The sequence below is a fragment of the Bacillus sp. FSL K6-0268 genome, assembly GCF_038005425.1.
Lineage (GTDB): Bacteria > Bacillota > Bacilli > Bacillales > Bacillaceae_G > Bacillus_A > Bacillus_A thuringiensis_S.
In genome coordinates, this window is sequence record NZ_JBBOTF010000001.1 from 5,855,080 (window position 1) to 5,874,770 (window position 19,691).

Sequence of the window (19,691 nt, forward strand, 5' to 3'; positions counted from 1 at the left end):
TTCAGTGCTTTCGAAAGGCCAACTATGAAAAGTCAAGGATAAAATGCAGAAAAAATAATGAAAGTGTTCGTTGAAAAAAGGGCACACCAAATAAACCTTGAGAAAAGGTTAAAAAAATTAAGGGATGAACTTGATTTTTAGGCAATAGGTAAGGTATAGGGACTTTATAAGGTTTATTGTTTTTTTAGATAGCGTAAATGATATGACATAATTTTCTGGCTACTGCACAGGTATAGGCGTAATAATGCTTTCCTTGCTGTTTTTTCTTTTTATAAAAGACTTTTAAGGTCGGATCATATCTATAGCCAGTAACAGCAGCTTGAAATAATGCTCTACGTAGATGAGAAGAGCCACACTTTGATATTGACATGCTAGCTGAGTTATATTGGCCTGATTGGGATACAGAGGCATCAATGCTTGCATAAGCGACGAGCTTTGAAGGCGTATCAAATCGTTTTATATCTTCAATTTCACCTGGTATAATGGAATCAAAAATAGGTCCAATGCCAGGTACTGTAGTTATTGGTGTATCCAACTCAATAAGGAGTCAATCTATTTGTTCTTCACATTGTTTGAGTTGAATCTCAATAAAGTGGATTTGCGTCATTAACATTTTTAGCTGAAATGAGAAAGCTTCTTTACCGAAAGTAATATCAAATGAATGAGAGGCAGATTTAATGATTTGATGCGCTTTTTCTTTCCCAGTTGTTACGATTTGATTATTCGATTATTTAAGTTAAATCGTCAATCGATACTTGTTCATAGTCATTGGGAGAAGCGTACTCTAGTAAAAGTTGTGTGGAAGGACTGCTAGTTACTAACAATCAGGGGGAGAAACAAATGAGAAAAATGGGATATGTACGCGTGAGCAGTGCGGATCAAAATTTAGCGAGACAAATCGAGCAGTTACAGCAAATTGGAGTTGATATCCTGTATCAAGAAAAGGCGTCCGGGGCGGATCGCAATCGCCCCATATTGCAGCAGCTATTACAACATATACAGAAAGAAGATACGATCTGGGTAACAGACTTAACTCGCATTACAAGAAGTACGGCGGAATTGTTTGAGTTAGTCGCTTATATCCAAAAGAAGGGCGCCAACCTATAATCCGTAAAAGATACATGGTTGGATTTAACATCTTAAAATCCGTATAGTCAATTTTTGCTGGCCGTGATGGGCGGAGTCAATCAGTTAGAACGAGATCTCATTCGCATGCGCCAGCGGGAAGGCATTGAGCTGGCGAAACAAAACAGGAAATACAAGGGACGAGTAGAAAGGTACCATAAAAAGAATCCCAATTTGGAGCAAGCCATTGCTCTCTATGCACAGAAAAAGATGATGATTCATCAAATTTGTGAACAGACACAAATATCGAAATCCACATTGTATCGGAAGTTACAAATGTTGTCTGTAAAAAAAGAAACAGAAACAACATCCAACAAGTGGGCGATCCCATGTAGAGTGAATACGCACAGTGTGAGTTGTTTGACAAGCAGCACAATACAATTCATGGATAGTTTCAACATCGAAATGCCTAGTTCATGTAGCCAGGTGTTTTTTTATATGGCCATAAATTCTGTATCGAAGTAGAACTTATCCATTAAGTTGTTTACAATCCCGTTGAAATAAGCGAATTTACCCTTTTTCATTTTTATTCCAGATTTAATTTTCATTACAAACTCCTTGATAGCTCGTAAGCCAATAGTAAGTGCCTGGTCGTTAGTAAATGCTTTATCACCTGGTTGTATAGTTTACAACTCTGTTACACTGTCTTACGACCTTCCACAGTTCTTCAACGGTTTTGGATTCATGATAAAAAGAGCGAGTGAAAGAAATAAAACGTTCTGGTACCCAGTGCGCAACAAAATCAGCTTGGTCCATATTCTCTTTTGGAGTATTGCGATTCTCATTACTATTACGTTTGTTTATATCTTTTATATTTTGTTTTAAGGAAACAGGAGTTGTTTTAATGGTAGGACACTTTGTGGGACTTTCACCTTGTGTCTTGTTGGACACTTCTTCCACAATCGGTTGAATGATAATCGCATTCGAAGTTTGAAGCATATCCTTTTTACGTTTCATTGCTACTTGTTTAATCATCTCTAGATCCACAAGTTTCTTCATTAAACGTTGTACAGTTTTATAGGAAACTTCCATCATCTGAGCAATTGAATTTTTGTATAGGAAACTAACGCCTACATATTTGCAGCTGTGGCGTTTTAAAATTTCAAGTAACATAATAAGTTTAGATTGTACGTCAGTACGCTTAATAGACATACGGATAATATCTCTGTATGTACGTACAGTTTTATTTAGTTCTTCCACATCTTTGAATGATGATAAGTTGTGGAAGGATTCTTTCGTTGCGATAACATTGATTTTCTTTTTCATAGACTAAGAGCTCCTTTGTATAAACAAAAAGCAACAGAATGCCAAGTGTAAGCAAACTGTTGCGGAGGAACCCTTATGTACGGTAAAATGAGGTACATAAAGAGTTACAGCAAGTGTTTGCCTAGTTAGAGTAGGTGGACGGTATAAAGGGTGTTGGATGCACCTTTTATACGCGCTGTGCTCTTTTGTTGTAATTATTATTTTCGCCCACATTTCGCCCACAAATTGTCCTTTTTATAACGGTTGTTATCTATAAAGAAAAATTGTAGTTGGAGTGCAGGGCTTGGTGTATAAACATTTTTAACTTTTTATCGTATAGTATTTAATATCGAATTAAAATACAGTATTATCATTAGCTCCAGAAATTATTGACGCAGTAAAAAAAGGGAAAATAAAGCGTTTCTTTGTTATCGCCGGTTGTGATGCACCGGGAAAAGGCGGAGAATATTATCGTGAATTAGCAACGTCACTTCCGCCAGAAACGGTTATTTTAACAACTTCTTGCGGGAAATTCCGCTTTAATGATGTGGATTACGGTGTTGTACCTGGTACGGAAATTCCGCGTTACATTGATTTAGGACAGTGCAATAATTCAATTTCTACAGTGAAAATAGCGGCTGCTTTAGCTGATGCTTTTCAATGTGAAGTGAATGAATTGCCAGTAAGTATTGTCCTATCATGGTTTGAACAAAAAGCGGTTGCCATTTTACTAGGGCTATTTAGTCTTGGGATTCAAGATATTCGCATCGGTCCAAAGGCTCCTGAATTTATTTCAGCTGGCGTGCTTGATGTATTACAAGAAACATTTGGTTTAAAACTAATTACAAATGCAGCAGAAGATATGGCTATGATGTTATCGTAACGGAAAAGATGTTTTCACTTAATTGTGGCTTTATAAATCATTTGTATGTGTGTGAGTAAACGTACATACACACATACATACAAATGATTATTAATAAAGAAAATTTGCTATATCTATAAATTTTATAATTTTATAAAGCTTTTAAAGTGTAACACCACATGCCCATCACCTTAAGATTTTAAGTATCCCCAAAACGAAATTTTTACATGAATATCTATAATTTCACCTCTTTTTCATTTGATTTGAAAATAAGCTTTCTATTTTTAAAAACCAACGATACCACCTCAAATTATATGAATAAAATCCATTCATTTATTAGGAAAATGGATTAAAAATAATAAGGTAGACTAAAAAGTAAAATATTATTTATGATAATCATTCTTTTATAAAATTCAAATTGGAAATAGCCCTACTCATTTTCAAAATGGAGGGGCTTTTTTTACTGTAAAATCAATATCTGCAGCTTATTTTTGTTGAAAAAATTCTCATTCTTATTTTGATAGTGATATGGGTACATATACATGCACATCAATCTTTTATTATGAAGTAGCCCTTGAATATATTGTTTTTTATTGACAGACATAAAAATGATTTATTTGCTGTATTGATAATTTATAGACGTTATAATAAAATGTTTATGTATATGTAAACTTAATTTATTTTTGTTTGGTTTCATTGGGAGGTTAGGCAGTGTTAATAACAATAAAATAATGGATATATCACCTGCAAAAAGAATGAAACCAATACGGAGAAGATGATTTCGTTAAAAATTCGAAAAATAAGCGTTATTAGCTCTTGAAGAAAAATGACTAGAAAAATTACAAGCATATGGAAAATAGGGTTATACAAAAAGTCCTAAAGGGGGACGGAATTATGGAGAAAAGAAAGTATTCAGTAACACCACAAGATCGAATGAATTATGTATTAGGTCTTTATTCTGCAGATCAACAAATTAATGCAGTTCTTTATTTTCCTGTAGGTATATCCAAGGAAATACTTGAAGAATCAGTAAGGATAACGTTGCAATTGCAACCAGTTTTGAACAGCCGGTTTGTAGAAAATGATATTCCTTACTGGGAGGAACATTCATCTGACACTAACTCATCTATTTGCTTTTTTGCAGAAGGAAATAATCAAGAACTTGAAATAATGGCAATAGATTTTATTAAAGAACCTGGTGATCGTATACAGGGGCCTATGGTTCAAACGAAATTATTACGGGGCACTACAACAGATATGTTAGTTGTGAAATTATCTCATCTATGTTCAGATGGTGCAGGAGTCAAGGAATATATTAAATTGCTTGGAACAATATATACGCACCTTTCATTGGGACGGTCTAAGAAGCAAATTATAAAGGAATTTGATGAGGGAAATGAGAGTTGTCGAGATCAATCACATGTATTCAAATACGCTGGAATATCGGACATAAAAAGTGCGTATCGTCCTAACCAAGAACAACAGGCATCGTTATGGTCTTTTCCATCTCAACCTAACAAAAATAAATTTCCCCAAATGTCCGTACGGCGATTGAGCCATGAGCAAACTCTACGTTTAACCCAATGGACAAAAGCACAACAGGCTACCTTGAATGATGTAATCATGACTGCATACTTCCGAGCTTTATCACATTTCACTGTGTATGCAGAACCTCGCACTGCAGAAAAAATGATTGGCTTGACAATTGATTTACGTCGATATCTGCCTAATAATACAACTGGTGCTATTTGCAACTTATCCGGTATGGAAATGCCAGTGATTAAAATGGAAGACGATGAAACATTTAAGCAGACTCTTGTTCGAGTTAAACAATCAATGGATAAAATAAAGTCTCAAAATCCAGGTCTTTCTTCAGCAGCAGGAATGGAGCTACTGGCAGAAATGAAGCTATCTACAGTGAAGGAAATGTATAATCAGCAATATGAAGAGGCTGTACAGATGGGGATGGCGTTGCCATTACTGACAAATTTGGGAGTGATCGCTGAGGAACCTATTCAGTTTGGTCAAATTCAAGCTGAGGACGGGTATATGGCATCGCCTATTATGTATGCACCATTCTTTTCAATGGGAGTAAGCTCTTATAATGGAAGACTTACATTTACGATTGGTTATCATGCGCCGGATACATCAAAAGAAAAGGTAGAAAAATTTTTAGATAGTGTTGTGAATCAACTATCAGAAATAAAATAAAAGAGAATATAGAGAACAAATTTCTAACAGAATTGTATTTTAGGGGCTCGTATCATGTACGGATAATCTCTGGGAATTTTCTCTGACCGCACTTGCCTTTATGCTTTATATGCAATGGGAATGGTAGTGAGAAACAATTTGTATCGTGAAAAAACATGATATATCGGTATGAAAACAATAAAGCAGAGCTGATTTAAATTACACTTTGAATCAGCGCTGTTTTACTAGTTTGACGGCCCTTACAACAAAAAAAGGAGACTGTATCCGGTTAGGGTAAAGCGGATTTTTAATTTTTTTGAAAATAAAGTTGACATCCACAACTACTTAGTCATACAATGTAGTTGTAATAAGTAATACTGAATAGTGTAGTTTTACTCAAAAGCTATTCAGTAAAAATTCGCCTTAGTACTCTGTAGTACTGAATATAAGCCAGACAGAATAGGGGGTAAAGGAGGATCAGGACATGGAAAATTTAACTGAAATGCTGAAAGGTTCACTGGAAGGGTGTGTACTGGAAATCATTAGTCGCCGTGAAACGTATGGCTATGAGATTACCCGCCACCTGAATGATCTTGGGTTTACCGAAGTTGTAGAAGGTACGGTGTATACTATCCTCGTACGATTAGAGAAGAAAAAGCTTGTGAATATTGAAAAGAAACCATCAGATATGGGGCCTCCTCGTAAGTTTTATTCATTAAATGAAGAAGGCCGCCAGGAGCTTGAATTGTTTTGGGAAAAATGGGATTTTGTATCGTCAAAAATTAACGTCTTGAAGTCAAAATAGGTTCATAAGATAAAATGTTCTGGCCGATACTTTGAGAATTTCTTGTTCGGCTTTATAAAAAAGGAGGAAAATAAGATGTTAGAAATGTTCAAAAAGTTAATTGGTGATAAAAAAGAGTACAAAATGATGATGGCACGAGTTGAGGCTCTGCCAGAGGACTACCAATTTGTATTTAAGAAAATTCAAAACTACATGTGGAATTTCTCAGCGGGTAACGGGATGGATATGTTACACATACAGTATGAATTAATCGATTTGTTCGAAGCGGGTGCAGCGGAAGGAAGACAAGTGCTTGACATTACTGGGGATGACGTGGCTTCCTTTGCTGACGAACTAGTGGCAAACGCTAAAACGTATGTCTCCAAGTATCGTGAAGATTTGAATGAAAGTATTATGAAGAAATTGAGAAAAAAATAAATGCAATTAGTAATACCGACTGATTAGCTGGTTACAAATGTGAATTGCCGCCATCGCTATTCAGTTATATTTTTAAACCAGTACTAAGTAATACAGATTATCAGTGATACTAAATAGAGGGTGTATGTAATCTAATTTTATAAGGGGGAAAAAGTATGAGCAATGCAGCAATTTCTATAAAAGGGTTAAAAAAATCTTTTAAAGATAAAGAAGTCTTAGAGGGAGTGGATTTTGAGGTGCAGCGTGGCGAAATTTTTGCGCTGCTAGGCTCAAATGGAGCGGGAAAGACGACAACGGTCAATATCCTTTCGACGTTAATGAAACAAGATGATGGTGAAGTGAGTATTTGCGGTTTTGACGTCCAGCGACAACCAGATCATGTTCGTCAAAGCATCAGTTTGACAGGACAGTTCGCAGCTTTAGACGGCATGCTTACTGGAAGGGAAAACTTGATAATGATCGCTAAGTTACGTGGTGTTTCCAATCCCGCACAAGTTGCTGATAATCTACTTGCAAGATTTAGCCTGACTGATGCGGCCAACCAGAGGGCAGACCAGTATTCAGGCGGGATGAAGCGCCGACTTGATATCGCGATGAGTTTGATTGGGGCGCCAGCAGTTATTTTTCTTGACGAACCAACGACTGGACTTGATCCGGAAGCGCGGATCGAAGTGTGGGATACCGTCAAGGAACTTGCCGGCAGCGGCACAACGATCTTGCTCACTACTCAGTACTTGGAGGAAGCGGAACAACTGGCGGACCGTATCGCTATTTTGCATGGCGGAAAAATTATTACGACAGGTACTCTTACTGAACTGAAAGAGATGTTCCCGCCAGCAAAAGTAGAGTATATCGAGAAGCAGCCGACGTTGGAAGAAATTTTCCTTGCGATTATCGGTAAAAAGGAGGAGATGTAAATGAAAAGCAAAACAGGGGTATTACTAGGGCGCTTAATGCGCAATATTATGCGTAGTCCGGATACAATTATTACGGTAGCAATTACACCGATTATGATGATGCTATTATTTGTTTACGTATTTGGCGGGGCTATAAAGACAGGAACGGATAACTACGTTAATTATTTATTGCCGGGAATTTTGCTAATGGCTATCGCATCCGGTGTAGCTTACACTTCCGTGCGACTATTTACGGATGTAAAGAGTGGGCTGATGGCACGTTTCATTACGATGCCTATTAAGCGCTCATCGATATTGTGGGCTCACGTTTTAACCTCTTTTGTTGCTAATGTACTTACTATCGTGGTGGTTATTCTTGTTGCATTATTAATGGGTTTCCGTTCCAGTGCTAATATTCTAGAGTGGCTCGCGGTAGCTGGAATACTTGGGATGTTTACGCTGGCGCTAACATGGCTAGCTATCATTCCAGGATTGAAAGCGAAGTCTATGGAAGGGGCGACTGCTTACTCGTACCCGCTAGTTTTTCTTCCATTTATTAGTTCGGCCTTTGTGCCTACCGAAACGATGCCAAAAATTGTTCGTGCGTTTGCAGAGAATCAGCCTGTAACTTCAATCGTGAATGCGATTCGTGCTCTTTTATATGAAGGAACTGTGGGTAACGATATTTGGATTGCACTCGCTTGGTGCGTAGGTATAATGGTCATCTCTTACTTTTTCGCCAGTAAAGCATTTAAACGTCAGTTAGGGTAAGAAACGAGATAAACGAAACCTTCAGGAATAATATATATTTAGAAAAGCACGGGAGATTTTCCGTGCTTTTATTATTTATCATGCTCTCATTGTAGTAAATGAAATGGTATTTAAAAATAGGATAATTATCCAGTGATAAAGCTTAATATTTGAGGCTCACTGCTTATGGAATGTATAAGCACACTCGTTTTTGTAAATCTGCTAATACTTCATCGGGTATTTCTTTGATTTTAATATCCTTCCCTAGAAAAAGCAGCCAATTTATTATTTCCATCACTTCATCGGGATTGTTAACATTGATAAAAGTTTTTAAAATGGCTGTGGATTGGTAAGGATTAGTATAAGATATTGAAATTTTTAAAGGATGGTATTTTTTGAACTGGGCAATTGCTGTCGGACCAAGTTCAAATACAAGGTTAATTGCTTCGTCCTTCTTACTTAGTTTTTCTAAAATCTTTTTCTTATTTAGCCTTTTGTTCGTCGTGTATGGTTCGATATTAATGAGATCATCGACAGGAAACATCATCTTCTTTTCTTCTTTTAAGTCAAACCCTTCAATGATCCAATGGCTTTTTTCTTGATAAAGGTGCAATAGATAAATTGGATAAGACTTGATTTCTTCATCTTCTTTGATAGTAATCAATAAATGGTTATCTAAAAGAAGGATTTGAATGAGTTTTTCTAACATAGGATGGGGGAGATCAGAAAGCTCAAGTAGATCGGGATTATAAGGATTAGTCCCTTGGAAAAGCAAGAGTTGATTTAAAAGAACGAGATCATCTTGCTGGGTTTCTGAGATGAGTCCTAGTAGTTTTTCGGCTAAAGATTGACGACTCTTTAGGTAGGGAAGTTGTTGATTCCTCGTAGCCATAAAGGCAATAAAAAGAGCTTTCACTTCATTATCAGTAAAGCGAACAACGGGCAGGATAGAGTTGTGCATAACAAAATATCCCCCGGTCCTCCCAACTTCAGCGACAAGTGGCATTCCCATAGCTTCAATTTCTCTAATGTCTCTAATAGCTGTCGACCGTGATATGTTAAATTCTTGTATAATTTCAGATATTGTAAAGTGGGAGCGGTTGTTGATATACCGCATAATTGTATTAATCCGTTCAACTTTTTTCATTTTGGTCTCCTAAACAGTATCATTTTTTGACATGGTTTAAAGGTATTATAAACGTATCAGATGAAAAGATAAATCATTTGAATCATTTTAAAAGAAGGAAGGTTTTGAATATGAAAAATTATACGATTGAAGAAAAAGATAGCTTTATTGTGTTAGGTATTGGAACTGAAATTAAGAGTGACTATACAGACTTTGCTGGGATAAATAAAGAAAAGGAAGACTTTTGGTCGGCTGTTAAAGAAGATGGAAGGCTGGACACTTTAAAAGCTTTAGCTACAAATGAATACATTTTTTCCGTGAGCGAAGCGGTGAATAACAAAATGATGTATTATGCGGGTGTCATGACAGAAGCACAAATAGAAGAAGAATCTAGAGTGATTCAGTTTCCGAGGGGAGAATACTTAGTAGTGAAAGGGGAAGACAAAACGGCTAAAGAGCTAAGTAATAAGCTTACTGGCATCGCCTTCGGTCAAGCTTTACCAGAAGCAAAGGATTTTGCCTATGTTGGTGGACCGAATACAACGGTTGAGATGGGACAGAGAAATGGCCTAGTATTTGGTGAAATGTGGATTCCGGTTGTTAGGAAGTAAAGTGATAAAAGGTGCGAATATGGAAAGTAGAGGCTAATGATCTTGTATTGTTGGCCTTTTTGAAATGAATATAATATTCATATACTGCTACACAGTATGTTCTGATAAAATGGAATAAAAGGGAATTACTGTAAGGTGGTGGTGGGGAGAATAAAAAAGGCTATTTGAGCTATTCATAGTAACGTTTGTTTTTCTATTCCTTCATGTAAGTACATTTACTAATGAAAGATTTAACGATAAATTGGGATCCTTTACTTTCATTGTGCTACTTCTTATGCTTTCTATTTACACTGCATTTATAGAAAAGTATTTTGATGATATACAAAAGTGGATTCGAAATATTACATGTTGCTTTGCTTTATTCGTAGTGGTTTTAGTAGCTCTATGGATAGGTTATTTTTAGTCCTTACTTAAGAGAATGAGAAATATGTGATTACACTACATTCGATTCGATAATATGACTTAGCTGCATCGGTTTATATTAATCTTTTCTCTCCTCAATCATGATAAAATGTACAAAATGAGAATCCAATTTAATAGATATTATAAGAAAACCATCAATTTGATTATCCTTTTTCAAATTGATGGTTTTTATTTTTGAAATAAATATGTATTTTTTAAAAAAATATTTTTTGACCCCCATAAAACTATGTATTCCTCCGAATATGTATAGTGAAGAAAATAAATAGAAGAAAAATGACTATGAAAGAATATAGAAGCATTAATAAATTTACTAGATTAAGTGGGCATCCGAAATAAAAGGATGAAATTACCAATGATATAGAGAAGAGTTATTCAAGGATTGCAGATAAAATAGAAAAAGAATAAGCAAAACGAACGGTAGAAAATAAGAAAGTAGATAAAAATTAAAACTTAACTTTTGTGCCGAGAGAAAAGGAAAATCATTAAGAAAACGTTAGGAAAAGTTAGAATCGAAAAATATAACTAACAGCAAGAAGACAAGACCGAAGAAAAGTACCAAGAAAATCTGGTTAAATGGTCACTTGTGTAGTGGCCATTTTGCTATTTGAAGGAGGCTGGGAGATTACAAGTGTTGAGTTTAGTAATGAAGATCTTAAGAAAACCGAAAATAGAAGATATCGTATGTAACATACAAAACAACGAAGAAGACAAAGAAGCGTTTATCGTACAGTATCAGCCTTTTATTAGAAAATCAATCTCATCTGTCTGCCGCCGATATATTACAGAACAGGATGATGAATATAGCATTGGATTGTTTGCGTTTAACGAAGCAATTGAACAGTATTCATATACAAAAGGAAAATCCTTTTTAGCGTTTGCTGATCTTCTTATAAAAAGAGATGTAATTGACTATATACGTAAGGAGTCTAAACATAACTTTGTCTTTTTAAAAGAAGATGAGCAAGAGGAAATGTTAGAAATGCAAGTATCGCTTACGGAGTATATGAAAGAGATGGAAAATAGTAACCGTAAGGAGGAAATTCTTCATTTTCAAAGTGTGCTAGCTGAGTTTAAAATCACATTCTCAGAGCTTGCTAAAGAATCTCCTAAGCATCGTGATACACGTGAGCACTTAATAGAAATTGTAAAAATTATTATAAAAGAAGAGGAAATGATGGAAGAGCTGTTCCGAAAGAAAAAGTTACCGCTTAAACATATAGAACCACGTGTTAGGGTAAGTCGTAAAACGTTGGAACGACATAGAAAATACATTATTGCAATGTGTATTATTTTTGCAAACAACTATACATATATTCTGGATTACATAAGAGGGGAAAAGCATGATGAATAAAGGAATTGTGATGGATATAAAAAAGCATAGCGTAGTTGTTTTAACACCAAATGGAGAGTTTATTACGTGTAAAAGAAAAGGGGATTCTTGCATAATCGGGGAGGAAATCTTATTTGATGAGCAAGAACAAAAAGCATCGCATTTTTCGATCCCTTCCTTTTTAAAACCTGCATCAATACTTGTTGCTTGTTTTCTATTTGCAGTGCTGTTTTTCTACAACCAACCAGAAGAAAAAGTATTTGCTTACGTCTCAGTTGATATAAATCCAAGTTTAGAGGTGAGCGTAACAAAGGATTTTCGTGTTATAGATTTGCAGGCTTGTAATGATGATGGAAGGCGTATTTTAAAAGAATTGAAGCAATGGGAAAATAAACAATTGCAAGAAGTAATACGTAGGATTATAAAGCAAAGTCAAGAGGATAAGTATTTAACGAATGATAAGCAAGTTATGCTAACAGCTGTTGCAAAGGACAAGGCACTAGAACCACAGTTGGAAAAGGCGATGAAAGAATTAAAGAAAGAATATGAGCTAAAACATATTACAGTTGAATATCAAAGTAGCACAATGCAAGTACGAGAGAATGCTAGAAAAGCTGGAATTGGCACAGGTGTCTATATAAAGCAAGAGAGTGAGAAGAACAAATCGCTTACGCCTCCTGCCACGCCGTCTAATCCGGTGGAAAACGAAGAAGAGATACAATTGCAGCCGGAGTCATCTCCTGATGCATCACCGGATTTGTCTCCCGTACAAGAAAAAAAATATGAGAAGCCAGAGCATAAAGAACAAAAGAAAACAGAAGAACAGCCATCGAAGCAAATAAAAGAAAACAATGGAAGAGGATCCCAGCAAGAAAATAGAGGGAATCAACAGGAGAATAACAGTAGAGAATCTCAACAGGGAAATAATGGGGACCGACAAGGGAACAATGGAAGAGGATCTCAACAAGGAAATAATGGGAATCAGCAAGGGAACAACGGAAGAGGATCTCAACAAGGAAATAATGGGAATCAGCAAGGGAACAACGGAAGAGGATCCCAACAAGGAAATAATGGGAATCAGCAAGGGAACAACGGAAGAGGATCTCAACAAGGGGATAATGGAAATCAGCAAGGGAACAACGGAAGAGGATCTCAACAAGGAAATAATGGGAATCAGCAAGGAAACAATGGAAGAGGACCCCAGAAAGAAAATGATGGAAACGAGCAAGGGAACAATGGTAGGGGGTCTCAACAAGAAAATAGGGGCCACCAGCAAGGGAATGAAAAGAAGAATCAATAGAATATGGAAGTGAGAGATTCATTTCAAAGCTAAAAGGATTTCTCTCGCTATTGTGGGCAGTAAAACTCCCATCTCAAAATTTGGCTTGGGCAAAGAAGTTAGGTGGGGGTTGGGCTGCTTGTAAATGCCCAATTGGTGAGGGCTGATTAAAGTTGCACTTTATTATTCTATAGTTCTATTAAGAAGGAGTATGTGAAAAATATAATGGAGAAAAACATTCAACAAGAGAAAGATAAAGAAAAACCTGTTTTTTATGATCCGAAAGGAAGGAGAAACATAGCCTTTATTTGGTTTCTATGTATCTCAATAGTTAGTGTAGGTGTTGTATTTTATTTTTTCTTTCAAAGTATTTTTTCAACACCAGAAATTCCAAACATGAATCCTACTGTAAAACAAGATACGAAACTTGTACCAATTAATCAAAAACTTAGTGAGGAGCAGTTAAAGAACGAAGAATTCAAGCCAAATACCGAAATGAAGGATAATAAAAATTTGGTGAATTCGACAAACGATAGTAAACAACCTAAAGAAGTGTATGGTTTTTATGTAAACTGGGATGAAAATAGTACCGCTTCTTTAAAAGAAAATATCGATTCATTAACCACGTTAGTACCAGAATGGTATCATTTAAAAGAAGATTTAACGATTAGAAGTGAGATAAAACCTGAGATTGTAAAACTAGCAAAAAAAAATCATGTGAAAATTATGCCGTTACTTACTAACTATACAGAAAAAGCTTCTGGCCCTGATAGTGAGCTTATCCATAAGTTACTGAATTCGCCGAATGATGTGAAGACGAAATTTATTAATGATTTAGTAAGCCAAGTTAAAAAGAATCAGTTTTCAGGTATTAATATTGACTTTGAGGCCGTACCTGAAAGTGATAGAGAAAACTTAACAAATTTTATGAAAGAACTTACTACGGAATTTCATGAACATGATTTGCTCGTTACACAAGATGTTCCAGCTAATGATAAGGCTTTTGATTATAGTGCGTTAGCAAAAATAATAGATCGAATGATTGTAATGATGTACGATGAGCACTATGGAGCCGGGGAACCAGGACCAATTGCTTCAAATAAATGGTTCCAACATACATTAAAAGAACTGAATATTCCGTCTAATAAGCTTATAGTTGCTTTCGGTAACTATGGATATGATTGGGAAGTGAATAGTAAAGAAGCTGCGAAGTCTTTAACTTTCTCAGAAGTTATGGCAATGGCTCATGATTCAAATATGAAAATTCAATGGGATAACATGAGTGGAAATCCTTATTTTAGATATAAAACAGGAGAGAAAGAACATACTGCATGGTTCTTAGACGGTGTTACTCTCTATAATCAAGTGAAAATCGCAATGGACAACAATGCAAAGGGGGTTGCGTTATGGAGATTGGGAGCAGAAGATCCTACAATATGGAAAGTTTTAAAAAATCCTATTGAGGCACAAAAAAATCCTAATGTATTACATAAAATCAATAGTTTAGATGAAGTAAATTATTCTGGACAAGGTGAAATTTTACAGATTGAGAATGAAAGAAAAAATGGATTGAGAGATTTTAAAGTAGGCAAAGATGGTTATCTTACAGATGAAGTATATCAATCCTTACCATCTGCATACGAAGTGCAACGATATGGAAAACCGAAAGGGAAACAAGTAGTATTAACATTTGATGATGGACCAGACCCGAAATATACGCCAGAAATTTTAAATATATTAAAAGAGAATAAAATAAAAGCTGCTTTTTTTGTCCTTGGTGAAAACGCACAACTAAATCCTAGTATTGTAAAAAGAATATACGATGAAGGGCATGAAATTGGCAATCATACTTTCAAGCATCCTAACGTAGCTGATACGTCTTTACTACGAACAAAAGTAGAACTTAATACGACGCAACGTCTGATCCAGGAAATAACTGGGCATTCTACAGTTTTGTTTAGGCCACCATACGAAGCGGATGCTAACCCGGATTCCTCAAATGAAATAGTGCCTATTTTACGGGCACAAAATATGAACTATACAATGGTAGCAGAAAAAGTGGATCCCGAAGACTGGGCAACACCATCAACAAATGAATTAGTAAAGCGTGCTCTTAATCCCGTTTATAAGGGAGAGGGAAATATTATTCTTCTTCATGATGCGGGAGGGAATCGTACCCATACAGTAGAGGCGCTCCCAATCATTATTAAAGACCTAAGAAAGCATGGATATAGTTTTGTAACAATCTCGGATTTAATGAATAAAGAACGAGAGGAAATTATGCCTCCTGTTTCTTCAGAGGGGAAGCAATATTTACTTTACAATAAAGCTGTCTTTTCAGGGGCAGGATACTTTAAACATATATTAACAACTATTTTTTATGTTGCTATTGGATTAGGGATTTTTCGATTCTTATTCTTAATTTATTTTGCATGGAAGCAGAAAAGAAAAACGCTATCTCGCTATATTAATTCGTCATATCAACCTTTTGTTAGTGTTGTCATAGCGGCATATAATGAAGAAAAGGTGATAGCTAAGACGATTCGCTCAATTTTGGATAGTAATTATAGAGAATTTGAAGTTATTGTTGTGGATGACGGATCGACAGATGATACGTCAAAAGTAATGAAAGAAACATTTTATAAACACTCTAAAGTTCGTTTCATTCAGAAAGAAAACGGCGGGAAATCATCGGCAATGAACCTAGCGTTTCAACAATCGCGAGGAGAAATCATTGTTACTTTAGATGCGGACACTATTATTGCGCAAGACGCCATTTCTCTAATGATTAGACACTTTGAAGATCAGAATGTAGCAGCAGTTTCAGGTAATGTTAAAGTGGGGAATAGACGAAATTTGTTAACTACTTGGCAACATGTTGAGTATATTACAGGGTTTAATTTAGAACGTAGAGCTTTTGATGAGTTAAATTGTATTACAGTTGTTCCAGGAGCTATTGGGGCGTGGCGCAAGAAGAATGTAGTTGAATCTGGATATTTAAGCGAAGATACATTAGCAGAAGATACGGATCTTACTATTACATTTTTACGTCAAGGGCATAGAATTGTATATGAAGAAAAAGCGTATGCTTTTACGGAATCACCTGAAGATGTGAAAAGTCTTATTAAACAGCGGTATCGTTGGTCATATGGTACGCTCCAATGTCTTTGGAAACATCGAAAAGCTTTGTGTAATTCAAAACATAAAACATTAGGGTTTATTGCATTGCCTAACATGTGGTTATTCCAATATGTTCTGCAATTCATTGCTCCTTTAGCGGATATATTAATGATCATGGGGCTATTTGGTAGCGATCCGCTAAAAGTTTTAGGATTTTATTTTGTATTCTTTTTATTAGATCTGCTCGCATCTCTGTTTGCATTTAAATTAGAGGAAGAGAACCCTAAACCGTTAGTGTGGTTAATTTTACAACGCTTTATTTATCGTCAATTTATGACTTATGTTGTCATTAAATCTATATGTTCATCGCTTCGAGGAGTAGCGGTAGGATGGAATAAACTAAAGAGAATGGGGAGTGTTAAACATTCCACGGAACATAAGGAGGCATCATAAGAGAGCAGACTATCTGCTCTTTTTTTATTGATTTTAGTAAGTTGAATATAGAGTAGTGGTGAGACATTATGTTAAGATTCTCCTTTAGTTTCGGATTAAAGTTTTTTTATATTTTTTTAAAATGACGGACATAAAAACGCATATACCTTCGAATTATATATATGGATAACATAAATATGTATATAAAAGGGGAGAAATAAGATGAGAGAAAAAAAAGAAATGTTTCAAGAAATTGCTGAGGTGTTAAAGGTATTGGCGCATCCCGTTCGTCTATCTTTAGTAAAAATAATGCTTGCAAAAGGCCCTACTAATGTAACAACAATGTATGGGGATTTACAAATGCCTCAAAGTACAATTAGTCAACATTTATCTAAACTAAAAGCTGCTAAAATGGTTACAGGTACTCGGAAAGGATTAGAAATTTATTATGAGGTAACGGACAATCGCACAAAATCAATATTAGCATGTTTAGTTTAAATACTGATTGTCTAGACATTAAGAAGAGGATGCAAAAGTAATTCTTTGACTACATTAAGATTTTATACAAAAGTAATATGTATAAGTGCATGTGATTTTCTTACTAACATAAGTTGTATGTAGGGTGGTTATTAATTTGTTATACTTCTTAATTAGCTTATTTTATTAAAAATTAGTAAGGTGAAGGATTATTTATGTACACATGAAATATTTTATAAAGAGTACGACTTTACTCCAAAGTTACATTTTTAGTTTTTTATCTATAGATCTAATACTAAAGGGAAAATAACTGAAATATAAATGTAATTGAAAGGAGTGGAGTAACAATGGAGGTAAGCCTTTTTTTAGGATTTTTTTGGGGGTGGATAACGGTTATCATCTCAGGAATACTTTTTGTACGACCATCTATACTACGTGAACTGAAAAAATTAGTGGTAGAAGACAGAGGATTTGGAATTATGTATGGCTTTCTATCAATTTTCCTCGGGTTAGGTACTGTTATCTTACATAATGTTTGGACACTTAATTGGCAGGGACTCATTACACTTATTGCATGGCTCGCACTATTAAAAGGGATTTATGTAATTGCATATCCTGAACCATCCAAGAAAACCGATTTTGAAGTAAGAGTACTATCTACTCGTATAGTGCTTGCTATCCTTGGTGCTTTATCTTTATGGATGCTTTTCATACTTTATATGAAATAGAGACAAATATTTTTGATCATGGGAGTATATAGGTGAGGAGTTTTGGGTAGTCCTTTGGAACGGGATTTTATAGTTAACTGTAAATATAGTGTTTCTTCCCTTGTAGATATGTTTTTATAAATAGTGAGATGGGCAAAACGAAAAGAGTCCTAAATAAATAGGATTCTTTTCGTTTTATAAAAGTGAACTTATTTTGTATCACTAATACAATGGATGATTATTTTTTCGGACTATTCGCAGTTATCTATCTTGGTATACTCAATGGTGGCTATGTGACCATCCGGTCGAATCAAAACGGTATCTATATTTTTTAACTTGGAATCTTGTATTTCTCCTATTATCACCTTTATGTGTGAATCAATATTTATTTTATTTATCTTATCTATATAAGTAGGGTGTATTAATAAAATAAATTTACCATCCTGCATTAATTCAAAGAGTTTATAACTTTTCTTATTTAGAGAAGAAATAGTGAGGTTTGTACATCTTTTTCCTATCAATGGATGCCTTTCTATATCGTGCATCGACGAATACATTATCCCTAAGCCACTTACTCTTTCAGATAAATCTTGATTTATCTCGGGGTATGTAAGTAGGTACGAAAATAAATCCCTCAATTCCATTCCTGCGTTTGAAAAGTTTATCATTAATTGTTCTTGCGCTTGTACTTCCTTGAAAAATTGTTTTCCCACAGCATGTCTTTCAATATGATAACTTTCTAATAGGCTTTCATATTTTTTTTGTTTTATTGCGAGTCCTAATTTCCATCCTATATTAAAAGCATCTTGTAGACCTACATTCAAACCTTGTCCTCCAGCAGGGAAATGAATATGTGCTGCATCCCCAGCTAAGAATACACGCTTATGTTGATAAGTATTTGCTAGTTTGGTTGCATTGCCAAAACGAGAAAGCCATATTGTGCTCTTAATTTGAAGATGTTTACCTGTAATACTATAAATACTATCTATAAACTCTTTTTCTGTAACAGCAACATGAACAGGTATTGTCTGATTCTTAGGGTCAATAATTGCAAAACGAAATACATCAGGTGTAATAGGTACCATCATTAATATCCCATTTATATTAGAAGTAGATAAAAATGGATTATCTGGTATACCTTCTAAAATAACATCACCTAATATAGCGGTAGTTGTTGTGTTTGTTCCATTAAACGGTATATTTGATAATTCACGAACTATACTTCTTGCTCCATCAGCTCCTATTACATATGGAACTTCTATTTTATATATTGTTTCTCTTTGTTCTATTTCTAGTTGTACGAATGTTTCATATTGTTTTAAGTCTTTCAGAGTATGCCCGCGTTTAATGACTACGCCTAATTCTAATGCATGTTCTTCTAATATTTCTTCTGTAATAGATTGGGGAATAAAAAGTGTATACGGAAAATCAGTATTTAAATTTTTAAAGTTTAATCTTGTATCTAAGGCAGCAAAATGACTTGTATTTAATTTCTGTCCTCTAGCTAAAAATCTATCTGCAATACCTCTCATAGCCATCAATTCTAAGGAACGAGGGTGTAGTGTGAGTGCTCTAGAATTTCGTACCCGGTCTAATCTTCTCTCTAAAACAACAACTTTTACGCCTTGGATAGCTAATTCACATGCTGCCATAAGTCCAACTGGACCACCACCAACTACCGCTACATCATAATAATTGTCCATATCATGCCCTCCATTTATTTAATTGTTTAAGAGCTAATGTGAAAAATTGTAAATAGATTAATGATATCTATTGTACATATATAATTATACTTCATTTTAGTTTCTTCGGAAACTAAAATGAAGTTCCTAGGAGAAGTCTACATAGTAAGTGTGTAGTTAAAGCTATATATCGTTTCTGCAGCTTCTTCTGCTT

14 protein-coding genes and 4 pseudogenes are annotated in these 19,691 nt (G+C 35.1%); 14 read left to right on the top strand and 4 right to left on the bottom strand.

Features of this window, described 5'->3' with window-relative positions:
* Nucleotides 1–184: 184 nt before the first annotated feature.
* Nucleotides 185–818 (bottom strand): annotated as a pseudogene (locus tag MHI28_RS30430) (transposase); the annotation flags it as partial.
* 22 nt (nucleotides 819–840) lie between these two features.
* Between MHI28_RS30430 and MHI28_RS30435 the strand changes: the two are divergent.
* Nucleotides 841–1,398 (top strand): annotated as a pseudogene (locus tag MHI28_RS30435) (recombinase family protein); the annotation flags it as partial.
* A 161-nt stretch (nucleotides 1,399–1,559) separates the two neighbouring features.
* Here the strand turns inward: MHI28_RS30435 and MHI28_RS30440 are convergent.
* Nucleotides 1,560–2,391, bottom strand: a pseudogene (locus MHI28_RS30440) (helix-turn-helix domain-containing protein).
* A gap of 337 nt (nucleotides 2,392–2,728) precedes the next feature.
* Here MHI28_RS30440 and MHI28_RS30445 point away from each other — a divergent pair.
* From MHI28_RS30445 to MHI28_RS30470, 6 genes and pseudogenes are all read left to right on the top strand, one after another.
* Nucleotides 2,729–3,253: pseudogene (locus MHI28_RS30445) on the top strand (hydroxylamine reductase); the annotation flags it as partial.
* An 873-nt stretch (nucleotides 3,254–4,126) separates the two neighbouring features.
* Nucleotides 4,127–5,443: a condensation domain-containing protein gene (locus MHI28_RS30450; RefSeq protein ID WP_000415486.1), complete on the top strand. Its 1,317-nt coding sequence runs from the start codon at nucleotides 4,127–4,129 to the stop codon at nucleotides 5,441–5,443.
* Between the two features lie 463 nt (nucleotides 5,444–5,906).
* The gene (locus MHI28_RS30455; RefSeq protein WP_000429487.1) at nucleotides 5,907–6,227 is read left to right on the top strand and encodes a PadR family transcriptional regulator; all 321 of its coding nucleotides are present in this window, start codon (nucleotides 5,907–5,909) and stop codon (nucleotides 6,225–6,227) included.
* A gap of 75 nt (nucleotides 6,228–6,302) precedes the next feature.
* On the top strand, nucleotides 6,303–6,644 hold the full coding sequence (locus MHI28_RS30460) for a DUF1048 domain-containing protein (RefSeq protein WP_000891986.1): 342 nt from the start codon (nucleotides 6,303–6,305) through the stop codon (nucleotides 6,642–6,644).
* 155 nt (nucleotides 6,645–6,799) lie between these two features.
* The gene (locus tag MHI28_RS30465) at nucleotides 6,800–7,561 is read left to right on the top strand and encodes an ABC transporter ATP-binding protein (RefSeq protein WP_000063306.1); all 762 of its coding nucleotides are present in this window, start codon (nucleotides 6,800–6,802) and stop codon (nucleotides 7,559–7,561) included.
* Nucleotides 7,562–8,311, top strand: coding sequence for an ABC transporter permease (locus MHI28_RS30470; RefSeq protein ID WP_000837798.1), 750 nt, complete (start codon nucleotides 7,562–7,564; stop codon nucleotides 8,309–8,311). It abuts the gene before it with no gap.
* A 163-nt stretch (nucleotides 8,312–8,474) separates the two neighbouring features.
* Here MHI28_RS30470 and MHI28_RS30475 read toward each other — a convergent pair whose 3' ends face one another.
* Complete coding sequence (locus tag MHI28_RS30475) at nucleotides 8,475–9,437, bottom strand: helix-turn-helix transcriptional regulator (protein WP_000755023.1); 963 nt, start codon at nucleotides 9,435–9,437, stop codon at nucleotides 8,475–8,477.
* A 110-nt stretch (nucleotides 9,438–9,547) separates the two neighbouring features.
* Here MHI28_RS30475 and MHI28_RS30480 point away from each other — a divergent pair, with 110 nt between their 5' ends.
* The 7 genes from MHI28_RS30480 (at nucleotide 9,548) to MHI28_RS30510 (ending at nucleotide 17,816) form a co-directional block, all read left to right on the top strand.
* Complete coding sequence (locus MHI28_RS30480) at nucleotides 9,548–10,027, top strand: GyrI-like domain-containing protein (protein WP_000801030.1); 480 nt, start codon at nucleotides 9,548–9,550, stop codon at nucleotides 10,025–10,027.
* 175 nt (nucleotides 10,028–10,202) lie between these two features.
* Complete coding sequence (locus MHI28_RS30485) at nucleotides 10,203–10,430, top strand: DUF3963 domain-containing protein (protein WP_082180115.1); 228 nt, start codon at nucleotides 10,203–10,205, stop codon at nucleotides 10,428–10,430.
* Nucleotides 10,431–11,078: 648 nt separating this feature from the next.
* Nucleotides 11,079–11,801 carry an RNA polymerase sigma factor SigI gene (gene sigI, locus MHI28_RS30490; RefSeq protein ID WP_002082432.1) on the top strand — a complete coding sequence of 241 codons (723 nt, stop codon included), beginning with the start codon at nucleotides 11,079–11,081 and terminating at the stop codon, nucleotides 11,799–11,801.
* Nucleotides 11,791–13,080 (top strand): anti-sigma-I factor RsgI family protein, encoded by a 1,290-nt coding sequence (locus tag MHI28_RS30495; protein ID WP_000981215.1) that lies wholly within the window; start codon nucleotides 11,791–11,793, stop codon nucleotides 13,078–13,080. The genes sigI and MHI28_RS30495 overlap by 11 nt, the downstream gene beginning before the upstream one ends.
* 204 nt (nucleotides 13,081–13,284) lie before the next feature.
* Nucleotides 13,285–16,632, top strand: a complete 3,348-nt coding sequence (locus tag MHI28_RS30500) for a glycosyltransferase (protein ID WP_000414294.1) — start codon at nucleotides 13,285–13,287, stop codon at nucleotides 16,630–16,632.
* A 201-nt stretch (nucleotides 16,633–16,833) separates the two neighbouring features.
* Nucleotides 16,834–17,109, top strand: a complete 276-nt coding sequence (locus tag MHI28_RS30505) for an ArsR/SmtB family transcription factor (RefSeq protein ID WP_001208312.1) — start codon at nucleotides 16,834–16,836, stop codon at nucleotides 17,107–17,109.
* Nucleotides 17,110–17,435: 326 nt separating this feature from the next.
* Nucleotides 17,436–17,816 carry a hypothetical protein gene (locus MHI28_RS30510; RefSeq protein WP_000453955.1) on the top strand — a complete coding sequence of 127 codons (381 nt, stop codon included), beginning with the start codon at nucleotides 17,436–17,438 and terminating at the stop codon, nucleotides 17,814–17,816.
* A gap of 230 nt (nucleotides 17,817–18,046) precedes the next feature.
* Here the strand turns inward: MHI28_RS30510 and MHI28_RS30515 are convergent, their stop codons facing one another.
* Nucleotides 18,047–19,498: an FAD-dependent oxidoreductase gene (locus MHI28_RS30515; RefSeq protein ID WP_000371167.1), complete on the bottom strand. Its 1,452-nt coding sequence runs from the start codon at nucleotides 19,496–19,498 to the stop codon at nucleotides 18,047–18,049.
* Nucleotides 19,499–19,691: the final 193 nt, after the last annotated feature.

What these genes read in the sequence shown, in the direction of transcription:
- MHI28_RS30450 (WP_000415486.1), top strand. Translation starts at nt 4,127, where the DNA reads ATGGAGAAAAGAAAGTATTCAGTAACACCACAAGATCGAATGAATTAT.
- MHI28_RS30455 (WP_000429487.1), top strand. Translation starts at nt 5,907, where the DNA reads ATGGAAAATTTAACTGAAATGCTGAAAGGTTCACTGGAAGGGTGTGTA.
- MHI28_RS30460 (WP_000891986.1), top strand. Translation starts at nt 6,303, where the DNA reads ATGTTAGAAATGTTCAAAAAGTTAATTGGTGATAAAAAAGAGTACAAA.
- MHI28_RS30465 (WP_000063306.1), top strand. Translation starts at nt 6,800, where the DNA reads ATGAGCAATGCAGCAATTTCTATAAAAGGGTTAAAAAAATCTTTTAAA.
- MHI28_RS30470 (WP_000837798.1), top strand. Translation starts at nt 7,562, where the DNA reads ATGAAAAGCAAAACAGGGGTATTACTAGGGCGCTTAATGCGCAATATT.
- MHI28_RS30475 (WP_000755023.1), bottom strand. Translation starts at nt 9,437, where the DNA reads ATGAAAAAAGTTGAACGGATTAATACAATTATGCGGTATATCAACAAC.
- MHI28_RS30480 (WP_000801030.1), top strand. Translation starts at nt 9,548, where the DNA reads ATGAAAAATTATACGATTGAAGAAAAAGATAGCTTTATTGTGTTAGGT.
- MHI28_RS30495 (WP_000981215.1), top strand. Translation starts at nt 11,791, where the DNA reads ATGATGAATAAAGGAATTGTGATGGATATAAAAAAGCATAGCGTAGTT.
- MHI28_RS30500 (WP_000414294.1), top strand. Translation starts at nt 13,285, where the DNA reads ATGGAGAAAAACATTCAACAAGAGAAAGATAAAGAAAAACCTGTTTTT.
- MHI28_RS30505 (WP_001208312.1), top strand. Translation starts at nt 16,834, where the DNA reads ATGAGAGAAAAAAAAGAAATGTTTCAAGAAATTGCTGAGGTGTTAAAG.
- MHI28_RS30510 (WP_000453955.1), top strand. Translation starts at nt 17,436, where the DNA reads ATGGAGGTAAGCCTTTTTTTAGGATTTTTTTGGGGGTGGATAACGGTT.
- MHI28_RS30515 (WP_000371167.1), bottom strand. Translation starts at nt 19,498, where the DNA reads ATGGACAATTATTATGATGTAGCGGTAGTTGGTGGTGGTCCAGTTGGA.